At 51.6% G+C, this 23,317-nt stretch carries 22 protein-coding genes; all 22 read right to left on the reverse strand.

All coding sequences use genetic code 11. From position 1 onward, the window contains the following. Positions 1–30: 30 nt before the first annotated feature. The 22 genes from rimP to E1757_RS11970 all read right to left on the reverse strand — a co-directional run bounded on the left by rimP (position 31) and on the right by E1757_RS11970 (position 23,299). Positions 31–489, reverse strand: a complete 459-nt coding sequence (rimP, locus tag E1757_RS11865) for a ribosome maturation factor RimP (RefSeq protein WP_133228042.1) — start codon at positions 487–489, stop codon at positions 31–33. Positions 490–658: 169 nt separating this feature from the next. After that, positions 659–4,966 (reverse strand): PolC-type DNA polymerase III, encoded by a 4,308-nt coding sequence (locus E1757_RS11870; RefSeq protein WP_133228044.1) that lies wholly within the window; start codon positions 4,964–4,966, stop codon positions 659–661. A 314-nt stretch (positions 4,967–5,280) separates the two neighbouring features. Further along, a complete protein-coding gene (gene proS, locus E1757_RS11875; RefSeq protein WP_133228046.1) occupies positions 5,281–6,729 on the reverse strand; it encodes a proline--tRNA ligase in 1,449 nt (482 codons plus the stop codon). Positions 6,730–6,821: 92 nt separating this feature from the next. Beyond that, the gene (gene rseP, locus E1757_RS11880; protein ID WP_133228048.1) at positions 6,822–8,075 is read right to left on the reverse strand and encodes an RIP metalloprotease RseP; all 1,254 of its coding nucleotides are present in this window, start codon (positions 8,073–8,075) and stop codon (positions 6,822–6,824) included. Positions 8,076–8,400: 325 nt separating this feature from the next. After that, positions 8,401–9,543 (reverse strand): 1-deoxy-D-xylulose-5-phosphate reductoisomerase, encoded by a 1,143-nt coding sequence (locus E1757_RS11885; protein WP_133228050.1) that lies wholly within the window; start codon positions 9,541–9,543, stop codon positions 8,401–8,403. Positions 9,544–9,560: 17 nt separating this feature from the next. Further along, complete coding sequence (locus tag E1757_RS11890; protein WP_133228052.1) at positions 9,561–10,361, reverse strand: phosphatidate cytidylyltransferase; 801 nt, start codon at positions 10,359–10,361, stop codon at positions 9,561–9,563. Positions 10,362–10,384: 23 nt separating this feature from the next. Next, positions 10,385–11,152 carry an undecaprenyl pyrophosphate synthase gene (locus E1757_RS11895; RefSeq protein WP_133228054.1) on the reverse strand — a complete coding sequence of 256 codons (768 nt, stop codon included), beginning with the start codon at positions 11,150–11,152 and terminating at the stop codon, positions 10,385–10,387. Positions 11,153–11,208: 56 nt separating this feature from the next. Then, positions 11,209–11,763, reverse strand: coding sequence for a ribosome recycling factor (gene frr, locus E1757_RS11900; protein ID WP_133228056.1), 555 nt, complete (start codon positions 11,761–11,763; stop codon positions 11,209–11,211). Positions 11,764–11,767: 4 nt separating this feature from the next. Continuing rightward, positions 11,768–12,493: a UMP kinase gene (gene pyrH, locus E1757_RS11905; RefSeq protein WP_133228058.1), complete on the reverse strand. Its 726-nt coding sequence runs from the start codon at positions 12,491–12,493 to the stop codon at positions 11,768–11,770. A gap of 92 nt (positions 12,494–12,585) precedes the next feature. After that, complete coding sequence (gene tsf / locus E1757_RS11910; RefSeq protein ID WP_133228060.1) at positions 12,586–13,236, reverse strand: translation elongation factor Ts; 651 nt, start codon at positions 13,234–13,236, stop codon at positions 12,586–12,588. 93 nt (positions 13,237–13,329) lie between these two features. Next, positions 13,330–14,028: a 30S ribosomal protein S2 gene (gene rpsB / locus E1757_RS11915; RefSeq protein WP_133228062.1), complete on the reverse strand. Its 699-nt coding sequence runs from the start codon at positions 14,026–14,028 to the stop codon at positions 13,330–13,332. A 205-nt stretch (positions 14,029–14,233) separates the two neighbouring features. Beyond that, on the reverse strand, positions 14,234–14,752 hold the full coding sequence (locus E1757_RS11920; RefSeq protein ID WP_133228064.1) for a hypothetical protein: 519 nt from the start codon (positions 14,750–14,752) through the stop codon (positions 14,234–14,236). Continuing rightward, on the reverse strand, positions 14,742–15,278 hold the full coding sequence (locus tag E1757_RS11925; RefSeq protein WP_246079156.1) for a DUF6115 domain-containing protein: 537 nt from the start codon (positions 15,276–15,278) through the stop codon (positions 14,742–14,744). Before E1757_RS11925 ends, E1757_RS11920 begins: the two co-directional genes overlap by 11 nt. A gap of 163 nt (positions 15,279–15,441) precedes the next feature. Beyond that, positions 15,442–15,768 carry a hypothetical protein gene (locus tag E1757_RS11930; protein ID WP_133228066.1) on the reverse strand — a complete coding sequence of 109 codons (327 nt, stop codon included), beginning with the start codon at positions 15,766–15,768 and terminating at the stop codon, positions 15,442–15,444. A gap of 32 nt (positions 15,769–15,800) precedes the next feature. Further along, entirely contained in the window at positions 15,801–17,204 is a 1,404-nt protein-coding gene (locus tag E1757_RS11935) for a flagellar assembly protein A (RefSeq protein WP_133228068.1), read from the reverse strand. A 21-nt stretch (positions 17,205–17,225) separates the two neighbouring features. Continuing rightward, the gene (locus E1757_RS11940; RefSeq protein ID WP_133228070.1) at positions 17,226–18,008 is read right to left on the reverse strand and encodes a FliA/WhiG family RNA polymerase sigma factor; all 783 of its coding nucleotides are present in this window, start codon (positions 18,006–18,008) and stop codon (positions 17,226–17,228) included. A gap of 18 nt (positions 18,009–18,026) precedes the next feature. After that, entirely contained in the window at positions 18,027–18,452 is a 426-nt protein-coding gene (locus E1757_RS11945; RefSeq protein WP_133228072.1) for a hypothetical protein, read from the reverse strand. 4 nt (positions 18,453–18,456) lie between these two features. After that, positions 18,457–18,951 carry a chemotaxis protein CheD gene (locus E1757_RS11950; RefSeq protein ID WP_133228074.1) on the reverse strand — a complete coding sequence of 165 codons (495 nt, stop codon included), beginning with the start codon at positions 18,949–18,951 and terminating at the stop codon, positions 18,457–18,459. After that, a complete protein-coding gene (locus E1757_RS11955) occupies positions 18,948–19,568 on the reverse strand; it encodes a chemotaxis protein CheC (protein ID WP_133228076.1) in 621 nt (206 codons plus the stop codon). The genes E1757_RS11950 and E1757_RS11955 overlap by 4 nt, the downstream gene beginning before the upstream one ends. 5 nt (positions 19,569–19,573) lie before the next feature. Next, positions 19,574–20,035, reverse strand: a complete 462-nt coding sequence (locus E1757_RS11960) for a chemotaxis protein CheW (RefSeq protein ID WP_133228078.1) — start codon at positions 20,033–20,035, stop codon at positions 19,574–19,576. A gap of 54 nt (positions 20,036–20,089) precedes the next feature. Further along, the gene (locus tag E1757_RS11965; protein WP_133228080.1) at positions 20,090–22,147 is read right to left on the reverse strand and encodes a chemotaxis protein CheA; all 2,058 of its coding nucleotides are present in this window, start codon (positions 22,145–22,147) and stop codon (positions 20,090–20,092) included. A gap of 54 nt (positions 22,148–22,201) precedes the next feature. Further along, complete coding sequence (locus tag E1757_RS11970; protein WP_133228082.1) at positions 22,202–23,299, reverse strand: protein-glutamate methylesterase/protein-glutamine glutaminase; 1,098 nt, start codon at positions 23,297–23,299, stop codon at positions 22,202–22,204. Positions 23,300–23,317 lie beyond the last annotated feature (18 nt).

Here is a 23,317-nt window from a genome sequence, read left to right on the forward strand (position 1 = left end):
CTCATAAAATCCACTTTGGTCGTTTGTAAATTAAAAAACGATAGCCAGTCTTGCGCCGGCTACTTTGTTAAATGGAATGGCATGCTTCTTTTTGCCGATCTCGATCCCGACCGTTTCTTCGTCAAACGAAACAAGCCTGCCCTCAAATTCCTTCAGGCCGTCGACCGGCTCGTAGGTGGTGACAAATACGTGCTCGCCCACCGCCTTATAGTAATCCTGCACTTTTTTCAGAGGGCGCTCCGCACCTGGCGATGAAACCTCCAAAAAATAGGCGGTCGGAATCGGGTCCTTCTCATCCAGCCGCTCGCTTAAAAACTCGCTGATATGGCCGCAATCGTCAATATCGATGCCGCCCTCCTTGTCCACATACACACGCAAAAACCAGTTGCTGCCTTCTTTCACATACTCCACATCGACAAGCTCAAATCCGTTTTCATCCAAGTAAGGCTGAAGCAGTGACTCGACTACGGATTTTATTTGCGCACTCAACCCGATTTATCCTCCTATCTTCAATGAAAGCCAGTGCTTTCATGTCTATATACAAAATGTAAAGAGTGGGTTTCCCCACTCTCTAAGATCGGTACCTATTACATTGTTACCAATGAAGATTATACCATAAGACTTATGCGTATGCAATATGATGAGTGCGGACACCAGGCTAGAACAGCGATAATTGGTTCGTTTCCGGAAGCCCCCGGAAGCAGCCAATCGAGCCAAGCAGCTCGACAATCGTTTTGGACGCTTTGCTGCGCGTTTGAAAATCTTCGATGGAAAGAAACGGGCCGTCATTTTTGGCAGCCGCAATATTGACGGCGGCATTTCCCCCGATCCCTGCCATCGCGGAGAACGGCGGAATGAGCGAATCGCCGTCGATCAAAAACTTCGTCGCATCCGATGTATACAGATCGATCGGCTTGAAGGAAAATCCGCGCGCCGTCATCTCGAGCGCCATCTCCAAAATCGAAACCATGCTTTTTTCCTTCGGCGTCGCCTGGAAGCCTTTATCCTCAATTTCAATCAGCTTGCGCAAAATCGCATCGTAGCCTTGACACAGCAGCTCCAGATCGAAATCGTCGGCACGGACGGTAAAATAAGTGGCATAGTAAGCGATCGGATAATACAGCTTGAAGTAAGCCGTCCGGACTGCGGAAATAACGTAAGCGGCGGCGTGGGCTTTCGGGAACATGTATTCGATTCGTTCGCACGATTCGATATACCAGGCCGGCACCTTATGCTTCTTCATGTCTTCCTTCCATTCCGGCGTCAAGCCTTTACCTTTCCGCACGCTCTCGGTAATTTTGAAGGCGAGACCGGCGTCCATGCCCGCCTTGTAAATCAAGTACAGCATAATATCGTCGCGGCAGCCGATAACCGTCTTAATGTTGCAGGTCCCTTTCTTGATCAGCTCCTGCGCATTGCCGAGCCATACGCCCGTCCCGTGGGACAGCCCGGAAATTTGCAGCAGGTCGGCGAAAGAGGACGGCTGCGTCTCCTGCAGCATTTGCCGGACGAACTTGGTGCCCATCTCCGGCACGCCGTAGGTGGCGACCGGTGTGCGAATCTGCTCGGGAGTCACATTCAGCGCCTCCGTCGAATTGAAAATGCTCATCACCTTCGGATCGTTCATCGGAATAGTGGTCGGGTCGACGCCGGTCAAGTCCTGCAGCATCCGCATCATCGTCGGATCGTCGTGGCCGAGGATGTCGAGCTTCAGCAAGTTGGCATCGAATGCGTGATAATCAAAATGCGTCGTCTTCCATTCGGAGCTCGTATCGTCGGCCGGATACTGCACCGGCGTAATATCGTCGACGTCGATATAATCCGGCACGACGACAATGCCGCCCGGATGCTGGCCCGTACTCCGCTTAACGCCGGTGAAGCCTTGCGCCAGCCGGTTCACTTCGGCCCCGCGCCATTTTTTGCCCTGCTCCTCCTCGAACTTTTTCACGTAGCCGAACGCCGTCTTCTCGGCGATGGTGCCGATCGTGCCGGCCCGGAACACACTTTTCTCGCCAAACAACACTTTCGTATAATTATGCGCAACCGGCTGGTACTCGCCGGAGAAATTCAAGTCGATATCAGGCACTTTGTCGCCTTTAAAGCCGAGGAACGTCTCGAACGGAATGTCCTGCCCTTCGCCCTTCAGCTTGGCGCCGCAGTTCGGGCAATCTTTATCCGGCAGGTCGAAGCCGCTCGGAATGCTGCCGTCGAGAATCCAATCGCTGTGCCGGCAGGAGGCGCATATGTAATGTGGCGGCAGCGGGTTTACCTCCGAGATGCCCAAGAACGTCGCGACGACCGACGAACCGACAGAGCCCCGCGAGCCGACCAAATAACCGTCTTCGTTCGATTTTTTCACAAGCCTTTCGGAGATCAGGTAGTTCGCCGAGAAACCGTATTTAATAATCGGCACCAGCTCTTTCTCGAGCCGCGCCGTCACAACCTCCGGAATCGGCTCGCCGTACAGCCGTTTGGCTGTATCGTAGCAGGTGCTGCGGATTTCGTCGTCCGCCCCTTCGATAATCGGCGTAAACAGTTTGGTCGGGAACAGCTCCAGCTCCTCGATCCGGTCGGCCAGCTCGTTGGTGTTGGCAACAACGACTTCATATGCCGTATCTTTGCCCAGGTATTCGAACTCGGCCAGCATCTCCTTCGTTGTGCGGAAATGGACGTCCGGCTTGCGCATATCCTTTAGCGGACTGAAGCCGGTAATCCCGTTGATCGTTATATCGCGGCAAATTTTGTCGCGCGGATGCAGGTAATGTACGTTGCCTGTCGCGATCACCGGCTTGCCGAGCTTGCGCCCGATTTGCAGTACGCGGCGGTTGGCGTCCTCCAGCTGTTCTTTGCTGCCGACCAATCCTTTTTCCACCAAATGCATATTGACGCAGGTTGGCTGGATTTCCAATACATCGTAAAACTCGGCGACCTGCTCGGCTTCCTCCTCGGATTTGTTCAGGACGGTTTCGAAAAACTCGCCTTTTTCGCAGCCGGAGACGATGATCAAGCCTTCCCGCAGCTCGGTCAGCTTACTTTTCGGAATGCAGGCGACACGGTGAAAATATTCGGTATGCGACAGCGAAACGAGTGTGAACAAGTTTTTTTTGCCGACCGCGTTTTGGGCGTAGATGCAGCAATGAAACGGGCGCGTATTTTTCAAATCTTTCCCGACATTGTCGTTCAGCCTCGCCAAATCGGTCATCCCGCGCTCAGCCGATTCTTTAATGAGATTAAATAATATATGGCCCAGCGCGACGGAGTCGTCTACCGCGCGGTGATGGTTGTCCAAACTGATTTTGAATTTATCGGCCAATGTATTCAACCGGTGATTTTTCATCGACGGGAACAGCAGTCTCGCCAGTTCCAACGTATCCAGAGAAGGATTCGGCAGCTCCGGCATGCCGAGCTTCTTGCAGTTCGCCTGAATGAAGCCCATATCGAACCGCGCGTTATGAGCGACCAAAATGCTGCCGCCGACAAACTCGACAAACTTCGGCAGCACGTCGTCAAGCTCCGGCGCGTCGCGAACCATATCGTCGTTAATGTTGGTCAGCTGTTGAATGTTGTAAGGTATCCGTTCGTGCGGATTCACAAAGGAAGCAAAACGGTCGATTTCTTTCCCGTCCTTCATCCGCACCCCGGCGATTTCAATGATTTTATTGCTGACTACGGAAAGCCCTGTCGTCTCGATATCGAAAATGACGTATTCCGCTTCGCGCAAATCTTCCGACCGGGCATGCATGACAATCGGAACGCCGTCGTCGACCACGTTCGCTTCCAGCCCGTAAATCATTTTGATGCCGTGCTTTTGGGCGTATTTATTGGCGTCCGGGTAGCACTGAATCCCGCTGTGATCCGTTACAGCTATCGCCTTATGTCCCCATTTGGCCGCTGTCTTTATGTATTGGTCGATGGAAGTGATGCCGTCCATCGTGCTCATGGTCGTATGCAGATGAAATTCCACGCGCTTTTCCTCGGCATCGTCCTTGCGGTCGGGCGGCGCCGATACTTCGTTGATGTCATTAGGCATCATGACCAGCTCAGGCGTTTGCATGAACCGGTCGTATTCGACTTTGCCTCGCACCTTCAGCCATGTGCCGTTTTGGATCAAGCCGTATATTTTGACGTCTTCCTTCGTCTTCGCAAACGCCTTTACCATGATTGAATCTGTAAAGTCGGTCATATTGAACGTAAACAAAGTCATGCCGTTCTTGAGTTCCTTCGAATCGAGCCCGAACACGGCTCCCTGCACCGTTACTTTCTTTTCTTCGTCCTGCACCATTTGGATCGGGACCGGAGCGTCTTTAATATCGTAACCGACCATCAGCTTGATTTCCGCGTCGGCCAGCGCATCGGCTCCCTGCTCGGCTTCGATCGAGATCATCATCTCTTGGGTAACGACTTTGCCCTCTTCGGCTATTTGCTGGGCAAACTTCTCGTATTCCTCTTCGCGCGCCTCGTTCATCGCATAACGAACCTGCAGCTCTACTCCAAAAAAATCGGCAAAATACGTTTGAACCCATTGTCCGATATTTTTTTTCTTCGCCAGCTCCAGACCGATCGAATCGAGCATGATCAACGTCAGCTGATTCCCCTGAACGTCAATTTTCGCCTTGTTCATCCAGCCGTTAACCGACGTTGCCTCGCGCTGCACCCATTCCACGAACATGCTCCAATATTCTTGCGCCACCGTCTCCGGCGAAACGCCGTCCGTATATCTCAGCATGAAACGAATCGCCGCGATATGCGAAAATTTGTCACGGATCATTTTGCAAAACGAACGGTATACGTCGTGTGGAACGATGCTGTTTTTGACGATAAAAAAAGTCCACTCCCGGTTCATTCGGCTCGTTTCGACTTTGTCGATATATCCGTCCTGAAAAAAGGAGGTTACCACCTCATCAGGCACCCGTGCCTGCGCCATCAGCATTTCAAACCGTTCCCTTTTCACTGCTGTGCTGCTCATGCTCGCCCTCCCCTAAATCCCGAAAAAAATAAGGGCAAAAAGGATATGACGCTGTCCGTTTTTGCCCAATATGGTCCCCCTAAAGTGACGTGTAGCTCCGGAGTAAATTCCGAATACTTTTGGGGGAGCCCAACTATAAAGTCCCCCAACAGTAACGTGTAGCTCCGGAGCCGAATCCGAGTACTTTTGGGGGAGCACCCGATTATCCACAATAAATAGCTGCGCATCGATTCCTAAAGCGCATCACTTCGCCCACGCATCCGGCCTGCCGGCGAATCCCTCTTCGCAATCGGCAGTTCGGCATTCCCCCGAGCCTAGTAAGCTCTGCCGAATACGACGGTATGTTCGGCCGCTTCGCCGCATACGAGACAAGAAGACTTGCGCTCGCTTGGCTCAAACGGAATATTGCGGCTTGTTGCGCCTGTTTCTTCCTTGACCTGAGCCTCGCAAGCGTCCGATCCGCACCAGCCCGCCAGAGCGAAGCCGCGCTTTTGATCCAGAAACGCTTTAAATTCGTCCAGGCTGTCCACGGAAGTAAAATGGTCGTCACGGAACTGCTTAGCTCTATCATACATTTGTTGATGAATTTCCGCCAGCATGTTTTTTACTTCTTCGACAAAATTTTCCTGTTTGACGATTCGTTTTTCACCGGAAATTCGGGAAACAAGGACGACTTGTCCGTTTTCCATATCGCGCGGACCGAGCTCGACGCGGACCGGAATACCGCGCATTTCATACTCGTTGAACTTCCAGCCCGGACTTTGATCCGGACGGTCATCCACTTTAACGCGAATGCCCGCCTGCTTCAGCTCGCCGTACAGCTCGTCGACACGAGCGACGACCTGCTCCCTTGACTTCGGAGGGCCGATCGGAATCATGATGACCTGGGTAGGAGCAACCTTCGGCGGCAGTGCAAGTCCGCGGTCATCGCCATGAACCATAATCAAAGCGCCGATCAGCCGCGTACTCACGCCCCAGGAGGTCGTATGGCAAAATTGATGCTGGTTTTCACGATCCAAATATTTGATATCGAACGCGACAGCGAAATTCGTACCCAAATAATGGGATGTTCCGGCTTGAACGGCCTTGCCGTCCTTCATCATCGCTTCGATGGAGTATGTATCGACTGCGCCTGCGAATTTCTCGGAAGGCGTTTTTTGCCCGATGATGACAGGAATCGCTAAAAAATTTTCGGCAAAGTCGCGGTACGTTTCCAGCATTTGCATCGTCTCGCGGCGCGCATCCGCCTCATCCTCGTGAGCCGTGTGCCCCTCCTGCCACAAAAACTCGCTCGTCCGCAAAAACGGCTGCGTCCGTTTCTCCCAGCGCACCACGTTAGCCCATTGATTGATAAGCAGCGGCAAATCGCGGTAAGAGTTAATCCACTCGGCGTACATATGCCCGATCATCGTTTCGGAGGTCGGACGGATCGCCAGGCGCTCCTCCAGCTTCTCGCCGCCGGCTTCCGTTACCCACGGCAGCTCGGGATTAAAGCCTTCGACATGCTCCTTCTCCTTCTGGAAAAAGCTTTCGGGAATAAAGATCGGGAAATAGGCGTTGCGGTGTCCGGTCTCCTTGAATCGGCTGTCCAGCTCCTTTTGGATGTTTTCCCAAATTTCGTAGCTGTCCGGCTTAAAGACGATACAACCGCGGACCGGAGAGTAGCTCATCAAATCCGCTTTTTTAATTACATCAATATACCATCTGGAGAAATCTTCGCCCTGCGGCGTAATCTCCTTTACAAACTGCTTATCATTCGACATGGTTTGGCGTTCCTCCCAAAAAACTAAACGTAAATAAACAAATTATTTTATGATTGCTTCAGGCGCCCGTTTCGGCGCCCGTCAGCTCATCGTTACCCTTTTATCAATCTTAATATATCGTTATATGTGACTGCGATCATCAGCAGCATCAGCATCGCAAATCCGACAAAATGCACCATGCTTTCCCGGCTCGGATCGACCGGCTTGCCGCGCAGCGCCTCGAATCCCAGAAACACAAGCCGGCTTCCGTCCAGGGCGGGAAACGGCAGCAGATTAAACAAGCCTAGGTACAAGCTCATTAATGCCGCCCAAAACGTATACTGCGCCAAGCCGGCGCTGGCCTGCTCGCTTGTAAATTCGACAATCCGTACCGGACCGCCGAGATCATCCATTTTAAACTGCAGCGTCACCAGCTTGCCGAAGCTGTCGAGGATCGATACGGTTGCCGTGGCCATACTTTTCCAGCCGTTAACGATGCCGTCCGTAAAGCTCGCGCTGCGGTTTTCAGCCATCAGCGTTACGCCGACAAGCCCTCCGTCCTTATCTTCGGGTGTAACTTCCTTGCGCAGCTGCTCGCCATTTCGGTCTATAATCCATATCATTTTTTTATTAGCCGATTGTTTGATCAAATTGCGCAGCTTGGCGCCGTCCGCGCCGATCGGCTCATTGTTGACGACCAGCACGATGTCGTTGGCCTGCAATCCGCCTTTTTCAGCCGGCGAGCCCTGTTCGGTGCCGCGAATTTTCACCTTGTCCGGAACGCCTGCCATAAATACGACGCCGATGAACAGCACGAAAGCCAATATAAAATTCATTAATGGCCCTGCAAAAATAGATAACGACCGCTGTCCGACGGTTTTGCTGCCGAATTGACGGTTCCAGGGAGCGATCTGGGTCTCCTTCTCCTTGCTGACCATCATCGCTTGCGGATGAACCTTGAATGTTTTCATTTCTCCATCCACATCCAGCTTGATCATCAGCCGGCGCTCCAGATCAATCTCTTCGACGACGCCAACCAGGCTGTCCGCTCTTTTATCGAAGTCGTTCAAATAAATGTGGGTAACCTCGTCACCCAGTATCGCAAGCGCAACCCTTTGGCCGGGGTTAATCTGAACGATTTCCGGGTCTTCTCCCGCCATTCGAACAAACCCGCCGATCGGCAAAAGGCGCAGCGTATACCGGGTTTCGCCCTTTTTAAAGGACAGCAGCTTGGGACCGAAGCCGATCGCAAATTCTCTGACCAGTATACCGGCGCGTTTGGCGAAATAATAGTGGCCCCACTCATGGATGGTCACCAACACAAAAAATAAAAGTATGATTTGGAATACATTTTGCAACGTAGACAAATCGCAACGTCCTCCCTTAAGCATCGTATAGTCAAGTAGGTGCCATGGGGTAAACCCATTCTTTATAGAGGTTGTCTAAAAAGTGCTCATGCATAACCGGGCAGACGCTGCCTTTTTCAGTTGTATGGAGATAAGTTTTTATACTTTGCTTCGCACAACCTTGACAAACGCGCATGTCCACAATGGACGTCGCAGCACTTTATCCATGACTCGCACTATAATTAAGATTAACATTATTCCCAATAGGAATACAAGCAAGCACCATGTTATGAACATATTACCTTGCTACCGAATTCATGCTAAAGGATAACGGCAAGGCGGCGGTTCAATTACATTTTTGCGCGATTTGCCGGGCCCAGACATCCGCTTCCATAATTTGTTCGAGATCCGGATTGACGATTCGTTCATGCCGTTCCAACACGGACGCAATGATGGTTTCGATCTGCAGGAACGTAATTTCGCCATTTAAAAAACGCGCCACCGCCGCTTCATTGGCCGCGTTAAATACGGTGGGCGCCGTTCCTCCGGCCAGGCCGCTGTCGTAAGCCATTTTCAGGCAGGGAAAACGTTCAAAGTCCATCTCGCGAAAATGCAGCTTGCCCACTTGAGCCAGGTTCAACGAAGGCGTCGGCGTCTGGAGACGATCCGGATACGTAAGCGCATACTGAATGGGAACTCTCATGTCGGGATTGCCGAGCTGAGCAATGATGCTGCAGTCTGCAAACTCGACGAAGGAATGTATGATGCTTTCCGGATGAACGAGTACTTCAATCCGGGAATAAGGCAGATCAAACAGCCAGTGTGCCTCAATAACTTCAAGTCCCTTGTTGACCATCGTCGCCGAATCGATCGTAATTTTGGCGCCCATGGACCAATTCGGATGCTGCAGCGCCTGCTCAACCGTCACATGCAGCAGCTCTTCGCGGGTGTGGTCGCGGAACGAGCCTCCCGACGCTGTCAGCGTAATTTTATGTACATCTTTCATCGATTCGCCGTTCAGACATTGAAAAATCGCCGAATGCTCGCTGTCGATCGGCAGCAGCTTGATGCCGCGGCGCTTGACCCGCTCGGTGACGATATGGCCGGCGCTCACCAGCGTTTCTTTGTTAGCCAGGCCGATATGCTTGCCCGCTTCAATCGCTTCCAGCGTCGGCCGCAAACCCTGGCTTCCGACCAATGCGCTGACCATATAGTCGGCATCGGTGCCGGCCGCAATTTCAAGCAAGCCTTCGTCTCCGTAATAAACGCGGGTGCCCGGCGGAACCGCAAGCTGCAATTGCTCGGCTAAATCGCGGGTAGCTACGGACACCTTCTTCGGTTTGAACCGTTTGACCTGCTCCGCCAGCAATGCCAGATTATGACCGCCCGCAAGTCCCTCTACAATAAAACGATCCGGATAATGGGAGATCACATCCAAGGTTTGTGTTCCAATCGATCCCGTGGATCCGAGAATGGCAATCCGTTTCATACTTCACCTCAACGTAATTAGGCATGTGGAATCAGAGAGAGCAAATGCACGGCCGGGAACACGATCAGCCAGCTGTCCACCCGGTCCAGCACGCCGCCATGCCCGGGCAGCAGCGTGCCCGTATCTTTAATTCCCTTCACTCTTTTATAAGCGGACTGGATCAAATCGCCCATCTGTCCGACAATCGCAATGACGAAACCAAGCAGCAGCGCCTGCTTCCATGAGAGCATATCCGGCCGAATCAAAGCGAAAATAACCGCTACCGCTATCGAGATCACGATGCCGCCGATCGCGCCTTCGATCGACTTTTTCGGACTGATCGTCGGCCATAGCGGATGCTTGCCCATAACGGAACCGGTAAAATACGCGCCCGAGTCGGTCGCCCATATACAAAAAAAGACAAGCAGCGTCCAGAACAGACCGCCGTGCTCGATCATGCGCGTCTCGATCATATAGTGGAACCCGATGCCTATGTAGACCATCCCGACGAATGACATGGCGATATCGTCGATAGTTACTTTATTTTTGGAAGTTACCGTAATGCAGAGGACGATAAACAATAACAACCAAATCAAATGATCCGGCGCTATGATCGAATTCACATCCGCCGCTTTCCATGGAATGGCCAAGGCGGCCGTACCCAAATAACCGATCCATGTGGTTATCCTATGTTTCTTGAGATCGTTCATCCGGACAAACTCATCATAGCCGATTACGGTCAATAACAGGATTAACCCGGCAAACCAATAAGAACCCAACAACAACATAATGAAAAATCCGAGGCCTGCAATAACCCCTGTCACGATTCGCTGCTTCAATTCAATTCCTCCATCTGGCTACACTACAACCCGCCATATCTGCGCGCACGGCGTTGGTACTCCTGCACAGCCTCGTAGAAATGCTGTTCGGTGAATTCGGGCCAGCATAATTCAGTGAACCACAGCTCGGAATATGCCAGCTGCCACAGCATAAAATTACTGATGCGGAGCTCACCGCTGGTGCGAATCAATAGATCGGGGTCGGGAAGCGGATGTGTCAATAAATAGCGGGAAAAAACGGCGTCGTCTACGGCATCGGCCGTTACGATTCCATCGGCTATATCCCGCGCCAACTGCTGGACGCCTGACAGCATCTCTTTGCGGCTGCCGTAATTCAATGCAAAATTAAGTATTAGTCCGCTGTTATGCTTTGTCTGATCAATCGCGTCCTGAATCGCTTTAAGGGTATAATCCGGCAGCCCTTCCTGCCAGCCGGTCATACGGATCTGGACATTATTCGCAATCAGCTCGTCAATTTCTTTTGGAAAAAACTCAAGCGGAAGCTTCATCAAATATTCGACTTCCTCTTTGGGCCGTTTCCAATTTTCCGTTGAAAAAGCATACATCGTCAATATGTTTATACCGATCGCATCGGCGGCCATTGTAATTTTTTTGACATTTTTCATCCCTGAATGGTGACCGGCTACGCGCGGAAGTCCCCGCTTTTGCGCCCAACGGCCGTTGCCGTCCATGATGACCGCGACATGGTTCGGAATATTATCCGTATCCAACCGCGAGATAAGTTCCTCACTGTTCAGCTTACTTCCAAACCATTTTTTGAAAGGTAACATTTCATTGCCTCCAATAAGGAAAGACTAAAAGCCCCCTCTAGAGGGGGTCTTTTATATTATACTTCCATAATCTCTTTTTCTTTGGCTGCCAAAACCTTCTCGACTTCGCCGATGTATTTATCGGTTGATTTCTGAATATCTTCTTGATGCTTGCGGGATTCATCTTCAGAAATTCCGTTTTTCTCCAGCTTTTTGATCTCGTCGTTTGCATCGCGGCGCACGTTGCGGATCGCTACTTTGGCTTCTTCCCCGAACTTGCGGGTCATTTTCACCAATTCCGCTCTCCGTTCTTCGGTTAATGCCGGGATGACGATGCGAATCACCGATCCGTCATTGGATGGGGTCAAGCCCAAATCCGACTTCATGATCGCTTTCTCGATAGCGGATAAAGAGCTTTTATCCCATGGCTGTATCATTAATGTACGGGAATCCGGGGTATTGATATTCGCTAACTGGTTGACCGGAGTCATGGCGCCGTAGTATTCCACTTGTACGCGGTCCAGCAGAGCCGGAGTCGCTCTTCCCGCACGCAGGCTGGAAAGCTCTCTTTTCAATGATCCGATCGCTTTATCCATGCGGTCTTCCGCATTTTTCTTAATCGACTGTGGCATATCGTTAAACACTCCCTTTTACAATCGTACCTATTTTCTCGCCGAGCACGACACGCTTAATATTGCCGCTCTCGGTAATGGAGAAGACGATCAACGGAATATTGTTATCCATACAAAGCGATGAAGCGGTTGAATCCATGACACCCAGGTTTTTGTTCAACACTTCCAGATAAGTAAGGGTATCGAACTTTTCTGCCGTAGGATCTTTGAACGGATCGGCCGAGTACACGCCGTCGACTTTGTTTTTGGCCATTAAAATAACTTCCGCCTCGATCTCCGCGGCTCTTAATGCAGCCGTTGTATCTGTCGAGAAATAAGGATTTCCAGTACCAGCCGCAAAAATAACGACTCTTCCCTTTTCCAGATGACGAATCGCTCTTCGCCGGATATAAGGCTCGGCCACCTGCTGCATGGTGATTGAAGTTTGCACCCGGGTCGGCACATCGATCGTTTCCAATGCATCCTGAAGCGCCAAGGAGTTCATTACGGTAGCCAGCATTCCCATGTAGTCGGCCGTTGCCCGGTCGATCCCTTTTTCGCTGCCCGCGATGCCTCTCCATATGTTCCCGCCGCCGACAACAATGGCTACCTCGACATTCAGTTCGACAACATCCTTCACCTGCTGGGCGATAGACGTTATAATTTCCGAATCGATTCCGTAACCGAGCTGTCCTGCCAATGCCTCACCGCTCAGCTTCAAAATTACACGTTTAAAGATAGGACGTTCCAAGCATTATACCCCCGTTCAAAAAAAGCGGCTGTTTATTTATGTTTAAAAAAGAAGGAACACGAAGTGTTCCCACATTTTTTATGCCTTATTTATTACTTCTTGACTTGCGCCATTACTTCTTCGGCGAAGTTTTCTTGTTTTTTCTCCAGCCCTTCGCCCAATTCGAAGCGTACGAAACGGCGAATCGTGATGTTCTCGCCGATGGTCGCCACTTTCTCATTCAGCAGCTGGCTCACTTTTTTATCCGGATCTTTAATGAAGGACTGCTCCATCAAGCAAAACTCTTCATAGTATTTGCTAAGGCGGCCTTCGACCATTTTCTCAACGATATTAGCCGGTTTGCCTTCGTTCAACGCCTGGTTTTTCAAAATTTCGCGTTCTTTCTCAATCGCTTCCTGCGGTACTTCTTCGCGGCGCACATACAACGGGCTGGCCGCTGCGATCTGCATCGCAATATCTCTCGCAAATTCACGGAATTGATCGGTTTTTCCGACGAAGTCCGTTTCACAGTTGATTTCTACCAATACGCCGATCCGTCCGCCGGCATGAATGTAGGATTCGACAACGCCTTCAGTCGCGATCCGTCCCGCTTTGTTGGCTGCCGCCGACAATCCTTTTTCGCGAAGAATTTCAGCCGCTTTTGTCAAATCGCCATTCGCTTCTTCCAACGCTTTTTTGCAATCGAGCATTCCCGCTCCTGTTTTTTCACGCAATTCTTTTACTGATGCCGCATTTACCGCCATGATTTGGCCTCCTTGTAAGATAGACTATACAACTCTAAAAAAAGGGCGGTGAAAGGATTTTGCACCTTTGAACCACCCTTTCCTATTCAGCCCTTAAGCTGTTGTTTGTTCACCTTGGCGTGCTTCGATCACTGCATCGGCGATTTTCGCCGTCAACAGCTTCACGGCACGAATCGCGTCGTCATTACCTGGAATGACGTAGTCGATTTCATCCGGATCGCAGTTAGTATCAACGATACCGACGATTGGGATACCCAATTTGCGGGCTTCTGCAACCGCGATACGCTCTTTGCGAGGATCGATGACGAACAATGCGCTAGGAAGGCCTCTCATGTTCTTGATACCGCCCAAGAACTTCTCCAAACGCTCTTGCTCTTTGCGGAGAATGATAACTTCTTTCTTAGGAAGCACGTCGAACGTGCCGTCTTGTTCCCATCTTTCCAGCTCTTTCAAGCGGTCGATACGCTTTTGAATCGTTTGGAAGTTCGTTAACGTACCGCCCAACCAGCGTTGGTTGATGTAGTACATGCCGCAGCGCTCCGCTTCTTCCGCAACGGAATCTTGAGCCTGCTTCTTCGTGCCTACGAACAAAATCGTGCCGTTTTCTTCGGCAACCGATTTGACGAAGTTGTAAGCTTCTTCCACTTTCTTGACCGTCTTTTGCAGGTCGATAATGTAAATGCCGTTTCTTTCAGTGAAGATGTAACGATCCATTTTCGGGTTCCAACGACGGGTCTGATGACCGAAGTGCACCCCAGCTTCCAAAAGCTGTTTCATGGAGATTACTGCCATCTTCACGCACCTCCTCTAAGTTTGGTTTTGGGTCTCCTCCGCTTGGATCGCATCTTCGACATAAAACTTCCCTCCGGGAAGCACCCTTATGCGAATTGATCAGCGTGCGTTTTAACACCGTCAATAAATATACCATAACTGAAAATGCTATGCAACACTTGTTGTCGTTAGAACTTGAACCGTATTTTTCATGCCCGGAAGCCTGTTAGCGGGTTGTCAAAATCGACGCAACTTGACTTAAATCCGGCTGTCCCTTAAACGCATGTACCCCGGCAATAATCTTGTCATTTAACTGCTGCTTGGCCATCAGCTCTTCAAATGCCGTCCGGTCGGTGATGACTCCACTCTTCAACAGCATATCGGCGACTACGCCAGCACTTTGCCCGTTATATACGTAAATATACACTTCCTTCACCGTTTCTTTCACGGGTTCTTTGACCGGCTGGGCCGCGGCAGGAGGCTGCTTTTCCTTTTCCTCCTTCAGCTTCTGCTGCACGATCGTATCGAGCTGCGCCTGACTGAACAGCTTCTGGTCATTTTCGAATACTTGAAAATATTTGGCCGCCGCGTCCTTCAGCTGCTGCTTATCCAACGAGCTCGGAGAGGCGTTGGCCGTACCGGGCTGCTTATTGGCGGGAGACGCCACATTCATCAGCTCAAGCAGCAGAGCGCCGGCGATGAGGCCGGTCCCCAAGCCGTACAACCATGATTTGTTAGTGCGCATGCAGACGTTCCTCCTGCTTCGCCAATTGTATGATCAGGCTGACTTCGCCTTTATTCATGCTCAGCTTCCTGGCGATATAATCCGTCGATTTCCCTTGGTCGTACAGCGCAAACAGCTCCGAATAACGCGCTTTCATATTCATCGGCGCGGTATGGCTCACAAGCTCCTCCTCCGGTTCGCCGGCGGAAGCCGCTTCCGGTTGAGCCGCCGGCAAAACCGCTTCCGGTACCGGCTCCGCTGCCGCGGCAGCCGTCTCTCGCAGCTTTGCGGATTGCTTCTGCAGCTCTTCCGCGGCGGCGCTCAGCTTTATGATCTCCTGCACCGATTGACCCGACTGCTTCTCAAGCAGCTCGATCCGGGCGGCAAGCCTGGCCGTCTGCAGCTCGTAATCGCGCTTCGTCTCGGCGAGCAGCTGAATCAACGCCTGGTTTTGCTCTTCCAGCTCGGCGGTAAAGTGCTCCATCGTTTCTTCGATTTCATGCAGAGCGGGGCTTGACTGTCCTTTGGTTTCATTCTTCTTTGGCATTATTTTCGCGTAAACAAGCAACACTAAGCCGCATAAAACGATATACACCCACGGTTGGTCCAATCCGATCACCTTTTTCCAATCATTAAACCAGGATAAACGGCTTCGCCGTCCTTAGGGAACGAGCGTGTTTATCAAGGTTGTGCGAAGCAAAATATGCAACTTACAAAGACAAATCGATATGCTTTCCTTTAAAAGGATGATCATGGCGGCTCGCCTGCTGTTCGGCTTCATTGGCGCCGGATCCCTTTTTGCTTCCGGCCTTGCCGTTTCTGCGGCCCTTCGCATCCTTCTCCCGATCATGCACCGACGCTTGAAGCACATCGTCCGCCCTCACGGTCCTTTGCCTGTCCATTTCCATCTGCTTCGCATGGGCGTCGGCAAGCTGCGCCTGATCCTGCCCGGGCTTATGGTTCAGCTGGTTTTGCAGGTGGCCCGCTTCATCGTTTTTATGCAATGCAAACTGGAGCTCAACCGGTCTCATGTTCATGAACATTCCTCCTTCGGTTCATCAACGGACAGTTACAGAGGCACTAGCGCAATATCGCCTTCCGCTAACCGAAATTTCACATGGCTGATCGGGTCCTTGATAAATTTTGTATATCTTCCGATTACGATCTTCGTCCCGCTATATATAGTAGAAGATACTTCAACCTTCGCCCTCTCCGAATCCTCTAGCGACTTCTCGATTTCGAAGATGCGGTCCTTGATGGCGGCCTGTTCTTCGGAAATTTGTTTCTTGGTATGGTTGAGCTTGATCCGCATCGCGACTTTATCCGGTCCGAGCTGTCCGGCAGCCGCCAATTGATCCAGCAGGATCAGCGCTTTGTCGGTCTTGTCCACATTATCGTTGACGGACCTCAGCTGTGTCCTTAATTGCAGCAGCTCATTGCGCAGCTCGGGCAATACGCCGACCTCGATCACCGTTACCGTCGACATCGAATTTCCGATCGTACGGGCGGAGACAAGCTCACCGGCTTGAACAATTCCGCCGACAATAAGCCCTTTTGTCCCTTTGCAAATAACATCTTTGCTGGCGCGGACCGCGGAATGCATGATACTTTGCGTGACCAAGACCTCCTCAGCGACTACCGTGGCGTCTTGAATAAAGGAGCTGCGTACCCGCTTTCCCGCACGAATTACCCCTTTATTGTGGCCTAGTATGCCGGCGCTGATTTCGATAGAGCCTTCGGCATCCAAATCTGCGCTCTCCACGCTGCCGGTAATCCGGATATCGCCTGCCGCTTTTATTTTAAATCCGGTCAAGACGTTGCCGCGGATGACGACGGACCCGACGAAATCGATGTTGCCGATATTGTAATCGACATCGCCATTCACTTCAAAAATCGGAAAAACATTAATCCGGTCGCGCTCGGTCAACGAAATCATGCCGTCGATCGCTGAATACATGGCCGTCTGCTCGGCATCCGCGACGACGTTCTTCCCCAGCTTGAACCTTGCTTCCTTACCGTCCTTCGCCGGCAGCGGCTCGCCGGTCACCGCTTTGCCCGGCGTTCCCGGGGTAGCGGCGATCCGCTGTGCAAGCAGCTGTCCTTTGCGAACATTATGGATCGTCGTTACTTCCTTGTAATCGACTTTTCCGTCTTCAAGCTCCACCGGCTTTTTGGAACCGTCATTGTAATCAAATTGCAGCAAAATCGATCCGTCCTGCCCGTTGATCGGTGGCGTACCTGTCGCTATCAATGTTTTACTCGCGAATACGGCCTTAGGGTTCTTCACAATTTCCGCCAATTTTCCCCGATCGATTCCATGAACGATATAATAGGTTTTCAATAATTCCTCTAACTGCTCCAGGCTGAATGTCAATTTGTCGTCGTTGGTTTTAAACTGCAGGAAGGCGTTAAGCTTATCGTCAGATAAAGCAATTTCCATAAAAAAACTTAGTGGAATAGCCTGCTCAGCCATTATTTCCCCTCTTTCCCATCGTTAGGAGTCTTGAAACAATTGATCCTGATAGCGGCCCAGCGAGCCGCGCAGCCTTAATATCGCTTTGGAGTGAAGCTGAGAAATGCGCGATGGCGACAAATTCATCACTTCCGCAATTTCGCTTAAGGACAGCTCCTCGTAATACAGCAGCGAGACGACGGTACGTTCCTTTTCCGTCAGCCGTTCGATTGCCTTGGCCAACGTTTCTTTTAAATAAAACTCATTTACTTTATATTCAGGATTTTTGGCTCTCTCGTCAATAAGCAAGGAAAGCCTTGTCTCCGAATCTTCTTCGCGTATAGGGTCATCAATCGAACAAACGGTTGTAACGGCGATTTCCTGCACCATTTGCCGAAATTCATGCTCGCTCACCTGCAAATAGGCGCTCATTTCGAGATCGGTCACCGAACGCAAATAGTGCTGTTCCAGTTTTTGGTAAGCGTCCTCGATCTTTTTCGATTTTTCGCGCACGGATCTTGGCACCCAGTCTCCCTGACGCAGACCGTCAATAATTGCGCCGCGAATACGCCAGGAAGCATAGGTTTCAAATTGCAGGCCGCGCAGGTAATCAAATTTTTCAATGGCATCGATGAGCCCCATCACACCAAAGCTGGCAAGGTCATCTTTCGCCACATTTTTCGGCAGACCGACGGACAATCGGTTCGAGACATAGTCCACCAACGGCAAATATGTCTCGATAAGCGACTGCTTGGCCTCAAGGATGCCGAATTCCTTCCACTGCTTCCAGATATCGATATTGGATAAATGCGACTTTTGAATCATGAACGGTTGTCACCACCCTTATTGTTCCGTCATGTGACGTACAGCCTGAGCCAGCTCACCTGCATCCAAGTTTGACTTACTGGACAGCTTTGGCGGATTTAACGGGGCAAAGCCCGTACCTCCGGCGGACTCCTTCCCATCCTGCGAGTTCCTGAGCATCTGGTGCAGATCCGCTTCTTCATCCGGCGTCGACAGGTCCAGCGTATTCCCTTTATGTTCTTCCGCAGATTCGTCGTGAAGCGTCTCGGCCCCGGCCGGCTTATTAAATCCCGCTAACGTTCCGAGCGCCCATCGGCAGGCGAAGACGACCAGGAATAAAATGATAAAGCTGTAAACGCTTCGCAATAAGGTCGTCAGCCAAATATTGTTGACTATAGATACACAGAACGTGAGTGCAAACGATAATCCGCCAACCAGAAAGTTCCAACGAATCGATCCTATCATAGGTTTAAAGCTCCTTTATTCCTTGCAGCACGCTTCGGATTAACAGGACGCCGGTCTCGCAATTGAATTCAATCGTTCTCCCATAGTTGCCGCCAGTGTCTTCCGCCTTAATCGGTATGGCATATTGCTTCAGCATGTGCTTGCAGGATTCAACGTTTCTCGGGCCGATGCGCATCGTATCAGAGCTGCTGGAAAATGCGAACATTTGTGCCCCTCCGGCCATTTTGGCTTCCAATCTTTTGATATCGGCCCCCATTGCCTGCATTTTGGCAATCATCTCGGGAATTGCCGTATCGGCGTATTTTGCGATATTGAGCTTGCCTTCCCTGGCAATTTCCGAATCCGGAAGCATCACATGCGCCATCCCTGCAATATGCGCTTTGGAATCGTACAAAGTCAGTCCGACGCAAGAGCCTAAACCCGTTGTTTTCAATACCCCGGTCAAATGGGCAACATTCAGATCGGCCATGCCTACCTTAATGAAATTGTCCTGGATCATGGAGTCTGCACTCCTAATGCGACGAAAATTTTGTCGAACGATTCGGGGTCGGGGATAAGAAAAAAATGCCCTTCGACCTCATCGCTGCCGTCCAAAAATTTCGTGTCGATCAGCAGTGCGGAATCTCCCATTTGACCGAATTGGAGAAGTCCGTAGCTTAATATGGCGCCCGCCATATCTATAGCCAAAGCGGGTACGGTCGGCGACAGATCCAGCTGTGTCAGATCGGCCAGCGACGATAAATAGGAGCCTGCCAAAATATTGCCGATCTCGCATAAGGCCGAGAGCTCCATATCGGAGTAATGCTCGTCATCGACAACATCGAGGCCGACCAGATTGCGCAGCAGCCGCTTGGCCGACTCCAGCGTCAGGATGAAAAACAAATTGCCCGGCGTCGCACCTTCAACCCTCAGAAAGATGGCAATAACCACCTGCTCGGTACCGCCGACACTCTCCGCGATTTCTTCGAAAGGAACGATGCGTACTTTAGGCACCAGCATATCAACCGGCTTGTCCAGCAGCTGGGACAGCGCCGTAGCCGCATGCCCCGCTCCGATATTCCCGACTTCCTTCAGCACATCCATCTGAAATTCGGCGAATCGACCAAAAAGTTCCACTCAGGTTACTCCTCTAGATTTTCTAATTGAACGATTTCGCTTTTGTTTAATACTTCTTCCAGATTTAAAAGGATGAGCAGCCGCGTGTCGCTCACTTTGGCGATACCTCGCAAATATTTGGCTTTGATGCCGCCAACAACTTCCGGCGGATCGTCGATGCAATCCGTATCGACATCGATTACATCGTTGGCCGCATCGACAATCAGACCGACCTCGATATCGTTGACCGCTACAATGATGATCCGGCTGTTATCGGTATATTCGCTTTCCTCGAAGCCGAAACGGCCGCGCAGATCGATCACCGGGGTGACGACGCCGCGCAGATTAATGACGCCTTTTACAAATTCCGGGGTTTTGGGTACGCGGGTCATCGGCTGCATACGCTCGATCGTCCGCACCCTCTCGACCTCAACGCCATATTCTTCGTGCGCCAAAGCGAATACGATTACTTTGATTTCTTCTCCCATCTTGCCGTGCCTCCTCAAAAGTTATCGTTAACGTATGTCATAAGCTGGCTGTGCCTACTTGATCAGCGAGTTCGTATCGATGATTAATGCGACTTGTCCGTCGCCCAAAATGGTTGCGCCGGAGACGGCAAACAAATTCGTCAAATATTTGCCTAACGACTTCAACACGATTTCCTGCTGGCCGATAAACTCATCGACGACAAGGGCCGCGATCCGTTCTCCTTTGCGGATAACGACAATCTGCGTCTCTCCTTCAAAATCCCGTGCAGCGCCGGGAACGTCGAACAAGGAGGCAAGCGGTACGAGCGGAATGACGCTGTTGCGGTAATCGACCATTCGGTTGCCGTGTACGACCCGGATTTGCTCCTGCTTGACGGCCGCCGTCTCGACGATCGAGGAGAGCGGAATCGCATACTTCTCGTTCCCCAGCCGAATCAGCATTGCGGAAATGATCGACAAGGTCAGCGGCAGCTGCACCGTGAACTTGGTGCCGGTGCCAAGCTTGGAGCTGATAAGCACCTTGCCACCCAGGCTCTCGATTTTCGTTTTAACGACGTCCAGTCCAACACCCCGGCCCGAAAGATCCGATATTTTATCGGCTGTGCTGAAGCCGGAGGCAAAGAGCAGCATGTACACGTCCTCATCCGATAACCGGGAAGACTGGTCCTGCGTGACGACGCCCTTTTTAATTGCCGTTCTTAATACGTTGTCGCGGTTAATGCCGCGGCCGTCATCCTCGATCTCAATAAAGACGTGGTTGCCGCTATGGTAGGCGCGCAGGTGGATCGTACTCATTTCCGATTTGCCCACCGCAATGCGATCCGCGGTAGGCTCGACCCCGTGATCCACCGCATTACGCAGCAAGTGAACGAGCGGATCGCCAATTTCGTCGACGACTGTACGGTCCAGCTCCGTGTCGGCGCCGGTTATGATCAGATCGACCTTTTTATCCAAAGTTTTCGCCACGTCGCGAATCATCCGCGGAAACCGGTTAAACACCGTGTCGACCGGAACCATTCTAAGCTTCAGCACGATACCTTGCAGGTCGCTGCTGACTCTCGTCATATGCTCGACCGTTTCCGTCAGCTCGCTCCTTTTAATTTCGCTTGCCAGCTGTTCCAGACGTACGCGGTCGATCAATAATTCGCTGAACAGATTCATCAGCGCGTCCAGCCGCTCGATATCGACGCGGATCGTCCGGTTGGCCACCGGAGCGCCGCCCTGCGCGCCGGCCGGCTTCTTCACTTCCGCCTTATCCGCCGCTGCCGGCGCCGCCGGCGCTGCTGCCGCCGCAATTTCCTGCCGTGCGGCTACCGCTGCGGCCGGAGGCTTCATCAGCTCCTCCAGCTTGGCGGAATCAAGCGCGGATACGGCCGCTTTCTCGATTTCCGACACGCTGGCGATCTGCTTCTCCAGGCTGTCTTTATCCGTCGTCGAGATGAAAAAGACCGAAAACTGCCGGTCGAATCGTTCCTGCTCGATATCCTCTACGGATGGATTGGACTTGATGACCTCCCCGTGCTGTTCCAATATATTGAACACCATATACGCGCGGGCGGCCTTCAGAACGCAGTCCTCGCGTATGCCGACCTCGATATAGAAGACGCTGATGCCCGCCTCGATGGACTGCTGAATAATCGAAAGCTGGAACTCATCCAATACTTCCGCGGACGAAGCCGCTTCGCTGCCCGCCGCTGCGCTGGCTGCGGATGCCGCGCCGCTTTTCAGGTAATCCCCGGATACAATCGATTTCAGTGCTGCGACAATTTCGCTGACATCCGCTTGACCCGTCCCTCCCTGAATAACATCGTCGACCATGGCCTCCAAGGAATCCAGACTTTTAAAGATACAGTCAAAAATGAACGGATCCATCGACAGCTTGCCGTTTCTTACCAGGTCCAGCACATTTTCCATTTCATGCGTCAATGAAGCCAGATCTTCAAAGCCCATCGTCGCCGACATGCCCTTGAGCGTATGCGCAGAACGGAATATGTTATGTACGATACTTACATCCTCCGGGCTGCTTTCAAGACTCATCAGATTATCGTTCAATGCCTGCAAATGCTCCCGGGATTCGTCAATAAACATGGATAAATATTGATTCATCTCCATAACCCCACACCTTTCGCAATGTAGTTCATCCCTAATGCTGTTCCCTGCATGTGATTAAGTAATGACTGACTGTGCTAGTTTCAGGGCGATTTGCTGCTGCGGCAGCACATGCATCACGCAATTCAGCTCGATAGCCGCTCTTGGCATCCCGTATACGATACACGTTTCCTCCGACTCCGCAATCGTCGTCACGGCGCCGGCCTGCCTTAGTGCCTGCATGCCTTTGGCGCCGTCGGCGCCCATCCCTGTCATTAAGACGACATGGCGTTTTAACTCCTTCAGAGGAAGCATCGATTCGAACAAAATGTCGACCGAAGGCCGGTGGCCGCCCCTAGGTTGTTCCAGACTCAAATGAATTTTGTAATTGCCGGGACCATTTCTGGCCACCATCATATGAAAACCCCCGGGCGCTATGTAAACAGTGCCATTTTGGAGGAGCATTCCGTTTTCAGCTTCCACTACGCTCAGTTCGGATACCGAATCGAGACGCTGGGCCAGCGATTTCGTGAAATTAGGCGGCATATGCTGCACAACGACGATCGGCGCCGGCAAATGTCCGGGAATATGCGATATGACATGATGCAGCGCCCTCGGTCCACCCGTCGATGTACCGATAGCCACCAGCTGGCTCACTTGCGCAGCCAGCTGCTGCCGTATTTCCGCCTTAAGCGGGCGCCGCGCTTTTTCAGGAGCGGGAGCCGGTTTGGCGGCCCTTGCCGAAAGCAGCGGATTGCCGTGAAGCCTGCTTACATTCGCTTTTACGGCGATCCGAAGCTTCTCCTGAATGACCGCCTTCATTTTATGAATGTCCAATGAGATCGAGCCGGAAGGCTTGCCGACGAAATCGACCGCGCCTCTTTCAAGCGCCGCAATCGTTTCCATTGCTCCCTCCTGCGTCAAGCTGCTCAGCATCAGCACCGGCGTAGGCTGCTCCGCCATGATCTGCTTCAACGCATCCAGGCCGTTCATCTCCGGCATTTCGATGTCCATGGTTACGGCATGGGGCTTCAGTTTTTTGACCAGCTCAACGGCTTCCTTGCCGTTTTTGGCAGTTGCTACGACATGGAAATGCGGATCCTCTGAAATGATGTCCGAAATCATCTTTCGCATAAATACGGAATCATCCACCACAAGTACTCCGTAAGGCTGCATAACCTTATCACCTCCAGG

Source organism: Paenibacillus piri, from assembly GCF_004354045.1.
In the GTDB taxonomy this organism is placed as follows: domain Bacteria; phylum Bacillota; class Bacilli; order Paenibacillales; family NBRC-103111; genus Paenibacillus_S; species Paenibacillus_S piri.

Excerpts from the sequence above, each read along its gene's own strand:
- E1757_RS11870 (WP_133228044.1), bottom strand. The coding sequence starts at position 4,966 with ATGAGCAGCACAGCAGTGAAAAGGGAACGGTTTGAAATGCTGATGGCG.
- proS (WP_133228046.1), bottom strand. The coding sequence starts at position 6,729 with ATGTCGAATGATAAGCAGTTTGTAAAGGAGATTACGCCGCAGGGCGAA.
- E1757_RS11885 (WP_133228050.1), bottom strand. The coding sequence starts at position 9,543 with ATGAAACGGATTGCCATTCTCGGATCCACGGGATCGATTGGAACACAA.
- E1757_RS11895 (WP_133228054.1), bottom strand. The coding sequence starts at position 11,152 with ATGTTACCTTTCAAAAAATGGTTTGGAAGTAAGCTGAACAGTGAGGAA.
- frr (WP_133228056.1), bottom strand. The coding sequence starts at position 11,763 with ATGCCACAGTCGATTAAGAAAAATGCGGAAGACCGCATGGATAAAGCG.
- tsf (WP_133228060.1), bottom strand. The coding sequence starts at position 13,236 with ATGGCGGTAAATGCGGCATCAGTAAAAGAATTGCGTGAAAAAACAGGA.
- rpsB (WP_133228062.1), bottom strand. The coding sequence starts at position 14,028 with ATGGCAGTAATCTCCATGAAACAGCTTTTGGAAGCTGGGGTGCACTTC.
- E1757_RS11920 (WP_133228064.1), bottom strand. The coding sequence starts at position 14,752 with ATGCGCACTAACAAATCATGGTTGTACGGCTTGGGGACCGGCCTCATC.
- E1757_RS11925 (WP_246079156.1), bottom strand. The coding sequence starts at position 15,278 with ATGCCAAAGAAGAATGAAACCAAAGGACAGTCAAGCCCCGCTCTGCAT.
- E1757_RS11930 (WP_133228066.1), bottom strand. The coding sequence starts at position 15,768 with ATGAACATGAGACCGGTTGAGCTCCAGTTTGCATTGCATAAAAACGAT.
- E1757_RS11935 (WP_133228068.1), bottom strand. The coding sequence starts at position 17,204 with ATGGCTGAGCAGGCTATTCCACTAAGTTTTTTTATGGAAATTGCTTTA.
- E1757_RS11940 (WP_133228070.1), bottom strand. The coding sequence starts at position 18,008 with ATGATTCAAAAGTCGCATTTATCCAATATCGATATCTGGAAGCAGTGG.
- E1757_RS11945 (WP_133228072.1), bottom strand. The coding sequence starts at position 18,452 with ATGATAGGATCGATTCGTTGGAACTTTCTGGTTGGCGGATTATCGTTT.
- E1757_RS11950 (WP_133228074.1), bottom strand. The coding sequence starts at position 18,951 with ATGATCCAGGACAATTTCATTAAGGTAGGCATGGCCGATCTGAATGTT.
- E1757_RS11960 (WP_133228078.1), bottom strand. The coding sequence starts at position 20,035 with ATGGGAGAAGAAATCAAAGTAATCGTATTCGCTTTGGCGCACGAAGAA.
- E1757_RS11965 (WP_133228080.1), bottom strand. The coding sequence starts at position 22,147 with ATGGAGATGAATCAATATTTATCCATGTTTATTGACGAATCCCGGGAG.
- E1757_RS11970 (WP_133228082.1), bottom strand. The coding sequence starts at position 23,299 with ATGCAGCCTTACGGAGTACTTGTGGTGGATGATTCCGTATTTATGCGA.